The sequence below is a fragment of the Microcoleus sp. D3_18_C4 genome (assembly GCF_036702355.1).
Lineage (GTDB): Bacteria > Cyanobacteriota > Cyanobacteriia > Cyanobacteriales > Microcoleaceae > Microcoleus.
This window is the reverse complement of the sequence record NZ_JAUBTF010000146.1, coordinates 1-3,578: the sequence shown is the minus strand read 5'-3', so window position 1 is coordinate 3,578 and position 3,578 is coordinate 1. Positions and strand designations below refer to the sequence as shown.

Annotated in this window: 6 protein-coding genes; 5 read left to right on the top strand and 1 reads right to left on the bottom strand. The window is 46.5% G+C overall.

The genetic code is table 11. The annotated features are described in order from the left end of the window. Positions 1-128: 128 nt before the first annotated feature. Complete coding sequence (locus QUA90_RS30200; RefSeq protein ID WP_333332740.1) at positions 129-302, bottom strand: hypothetical protein; 174 nt, start codon at positions 300-302, stop codon at positions 129-131. A 268-nt stretch (positions 303-570) separates the two neighbouring features. Here QUA90_RS30200 and QUA90_RS30195 point away from each other — a divergent pair, with 268 nt between their 5' ends. The 5 genes from QUA90_RS30195 (at position 571) to QUA90_RS30175 (ending at position 3,537) form a co-directional block, all read left to right on the top strand. Next, a complete protein-coding gene (locus tag QUA90_RS30195) occupies positions 571-1,329 on the top strand; it encodes a phytochelatin synthase family protein (protein WP_333448769.1) in 759 nt (252 codons plus the stop codon). A 132-nt stretch (positions 1,330-1,461) separates the two neighbouring features. Then, on the top strand, positions 1,462-1,635 hold the full coding sequence (locus QUA90_RS30190) for a hypothetical protein (RefSeq protein WP_333332734.1): 174 nt from the start codon (positions 1,462-1,464) through the stop codon (positions 1,633-1,635). Further along, positions 1,632-1,775 carry a hypothetical protein gene (locus tag QUA90_RS30185; RefSeq protein ID WP_333332732.1) on the top strand — a complete coding sequence of 48 codons (144 nt, stop codon included), beginning with the start codon at positions 1,632-1,634 and terminating at the stop codon, positions 1,773-1,775. The genes QUA90_RS30190 and QUA90_RS30185 overlap by 4 nt, the downstream gene beginning before the upstream one ends. 13 nt (positions 1,776-1,788) lie before the next feature. Continuing rightward, entirely contained in the window at positions 1,789-2,739 is a 951-nt protein-coding gene (locus QUA90_RS30180; RefSeq protein ID WP_333448768.1) for a site-specific integrase, read from the top strand. 177 nt (positions 2,740-2,916) lie between these two features. Further along, positions 2,917-3,537, top strand: a complete 621-nt coding sequence (locus QUA90_RS30175; RefSeq protein ID WP_333448767.1) for a hypothetical protein — start codon at positions 2,917-2,919, stop codon at positions 3,535-3,537. Positions 3,538-3,578: the final 41 nt, after the last annotated feature.

Genomic DNA, 3,578 nt, shown 5'->3' with positions numbered 1-3,578 from the left:
AACGGCTCTCCAACATATTGATACTTAAACTCCTCTTGGGGTGGTGCGCCACAGGCGCACCCCCTGAACGGTTACCTTTTTTTGCTGTTACCCCGATTTATTGAGCGGATACGATACTGGTTCTTTATTCAAGATATTGCCAACCTCCGCACCGATTGATTGAAAGCGCAAGTCCGTTGTACTTTTTGTTGGGGCGTTAACTGTCGCAATAGCTGAAACATCAGCACGTCAGCTTCAATGCTGGTATCTATAGATTGTGGTTTGTATCCTGACTTGACTGTGACTGTGGGTATTGGCGGCATGATGCAATCTTGCTCCCAGGCATAGATTTCAAAATTCTATTACAGAATCCCTGTTTTTTAGACAGCTTGATAACAATGATAGTTTTCCTTAATTATAATGAAAATGTAACCATGAAAAGACTTGCTATAATGGTGTCCAAAGCAAAGGCGATAGTTACCAGAGCTACTAACCAGATAACAAGGTTTAGACGGTGTAATGTTTAATTATTCAACGAAAAATTCTGACTAAGATTTTTTTCACACAACTGTTCTTGGGAGAGATGAAGATATGGACTTAAATCCAACGGCTGGCAATCACCGATGGCGAGGGCGACTAATAAAAGCTGGAGGGGGTATTCTACTAATCTTCGGCACAGGTTTAAGCGTTTTCACCTGGAAACTCTTCTCGCCACCTTCTGTTAATCGACTACCACTTCCCAAAACTTTAGTTTCTCTAGAATCACCGGAAGGACGACAACTACTGAACCAAAGCAAGAGCAAACAGGATTTTCCACTGCTTAGCACCCACATTGAAACCCAAAAACGTCCCGCCTATTGTGGTGTGGCTAGTAGTGTGATGGTTCTGAATGCACTCGGCACCAAAAAACAGGGATATCGCACCCTGAACCAAGACACCTTTTTTGACGGTCAAACCCAGAGCATCCGCTCTTCTTATGCCGTCACTTTTTCGGGGATGACTCTTGATAAATTAGCGGCTTTGCTCAGAAGTCACAACGTCAAAGTTGAGGTCTATTATGCGTCAGAGACAACACTTAACCAATTTCGCAGCCAAGCTAAAGCTAACCTTGCCCGTTCTGGCGACTATATAATCGTGAACTACCAACGCTCTGTTTTGGGTCAGGGTAAAAGCGGGCATATTTCCCCCCTCGCTGCCTATCACGAACAAAGCGATCGGTTTTTGATTGAAGACGTAGCCAGTTATAAATATCCGCCTGTATGGACTTCTACTGAAAATCTTTGGAAAGCGATGAATACTACTGATTCAGCTTCTAAAAAGACACGCGGATATCTAATTGTGCATCAGTAAAAGACCGAATTAGGCATTGCATAGCTGGGCTTCAACCCTTACTCAAAAATGACAAAACTGCGGGTGCGACCAAAACTAATTGGAGCATTATGCTATTTTTGATTTGAACTTTATCAGTTTGGGCAAAGCATTATGTCTAAACTTTTTGCCGTAGTTGTAGCAACCATTCCAGAGTATTACGACTACAAAAACGCTCACCCAGAACACGACCCTAATCAACTAGCTTGGTTTCGCCAGCAACAGGAGAAAGGAATACTACTGTGTTGTGGCCCGTTTTTCCCCTTGATGGAACAGGGCTTTGGGTGATTCAGGCAGAAAATGTGGAAGAAGCTCAAAAGATTGTTAACAGCAGTCCCCGCGCCCTGGATGGTATGTTAGCAGAATCTACCAGAGTAGTGGAGTGGCAGGTGCATATTGGGTGCGAGCGTTTTGGGGATAGTAAATAGGCAGGGGCTATATATGTTATTCCCACCACTATTGCATACCGCCCAACTAAATATTGACCCGAAAAAGCGGTGCAAAGACATATTTATTCCTATCAACCCCAGCGCTTGTATCATTAACCAAACATATCAAACCCCCGGAGCGATCGCCCGAACAAAACCCTTGACCTCGTTCACCCGCCACATTAAGAAATACCCCCGACGGATGCAGCAATGTAGTATTTGCGGCCAACTCTCATGTGTTGGGCCGGTATACACTCCTGATGGAAATAGAGGGACACGGACAAGCCAAATCCTTACGCAACAGGAAATTGAACTGCTGTTTGACAAAGGTTTGCAAACCTCACGCGATCGCACGCTGTTCGGAGTTTGTCTCTACACCGCTTGTCGGATTGCCGAAGCTTGTTCGTTAATGGTCAAGGATATCTACACAAACTCTGGCACCGTCCGTTCTACGATTAACTTCCGCAAAGCCAACACCAAAGGAAAACTCCAAACCCGAACAATTCCAGTGATAGAGGATTTGCGATCGCTCCTGACATCTTGGAAACCCAACGCGGGTCAGATTTACTTATTTCCCGGCCGCTACCCCAAGCATCATTGGAAGCATCTGCACACCAACTCAGCGGATCGGATTTTGAGAGAAGCGTTCGATCGCGCCGGCATCGAGGGAGCATCCACCCACAGCTTCCGTCGCAGCGCCCTGACGAGCGATGAGCAACGCCGGAATCCCGCTGCGGATTATTCAAGAAATCAGTGGTCACAGCAACCTCGAACAGTTACAGCGCTACTTAGAAGTGAAGCCGGATCAAGTCAAAGGAGCGATGGCGAGTCTTTCCATGCTTTCCTACGCGGGGAAGAGGTATTTCCCCGCGTACAGGATGAATTGCCCGCTGTGCCGTTACCGAGAGAGCAACTGCCACAAGACCAATCCGACGACGCTGCCCAAGAAATTCCCGACTGGTGACGAGCAATTTTAGATTTTAGATTTTAGATTTTAGATTGACAGTCGCGCATCAAGAGCATCGAATGCCGATCGCTTTCTTTCCCAAGGCAGGAGCCCTCACCCCCTGGATTTGTTACCATTCTCGATCGTGTGGAGCGGGTGCATCTACAAACCTGCTCAAAGGAGAATTGACAGACAATGTGGCTAAAATTTGGTGTTGCTCTCAGTGGTGAACTGATGAGCATTGATGAAGTTGTGCGCGGAAAAACTAACCTCGCTTGCCTCTACTGCGGTGGCGGATTGACAGCAAAAAAGGGGTCAGTGAAAGAACATCACTTCGCGCACACCGGGGAAACTTGCAAGCCCGTGTCACAGCGGATTAAAGCCAAAGCTTTCCCATCGCTTCCCCTCTACGATAATTTCAACATCGAACTCAAGGAAGAGGAATTGGAACAGTTGAAAGTGCTGTGGAAAGAGTACGGGGTTCAAAAGGGATCGATTCCCAAAGACTTGGTAAACTTTCGGTGGGAACTCAAAGGATTGCTAGAGTCGTCGGGCGATCGCTCTTATGAGTTTACTCACCTCGGTAAAATCCCCGTCGGCGCTCTTCCCCTGGCGCTGTTCAACCAAGTCCAAGAACCGCTGCTGGTGTCAGAGTTAGTTACGTTGGAAGGCTCTGTAGAAATTGCCGAAGCTGGGGGGTTATCTTGTTTAGAAGAACGGCGGGCTGATTTGCTAATTTATCGAGCACAGTTGAGGCGAATTGGGAGCATGTCAATGAAAGCAGTGAGTAATTATACTTATGAAGTTTTTCCCTGATTTCCAATTAACCCGTTCAAGTAAGCACAACTCGGAGCTAA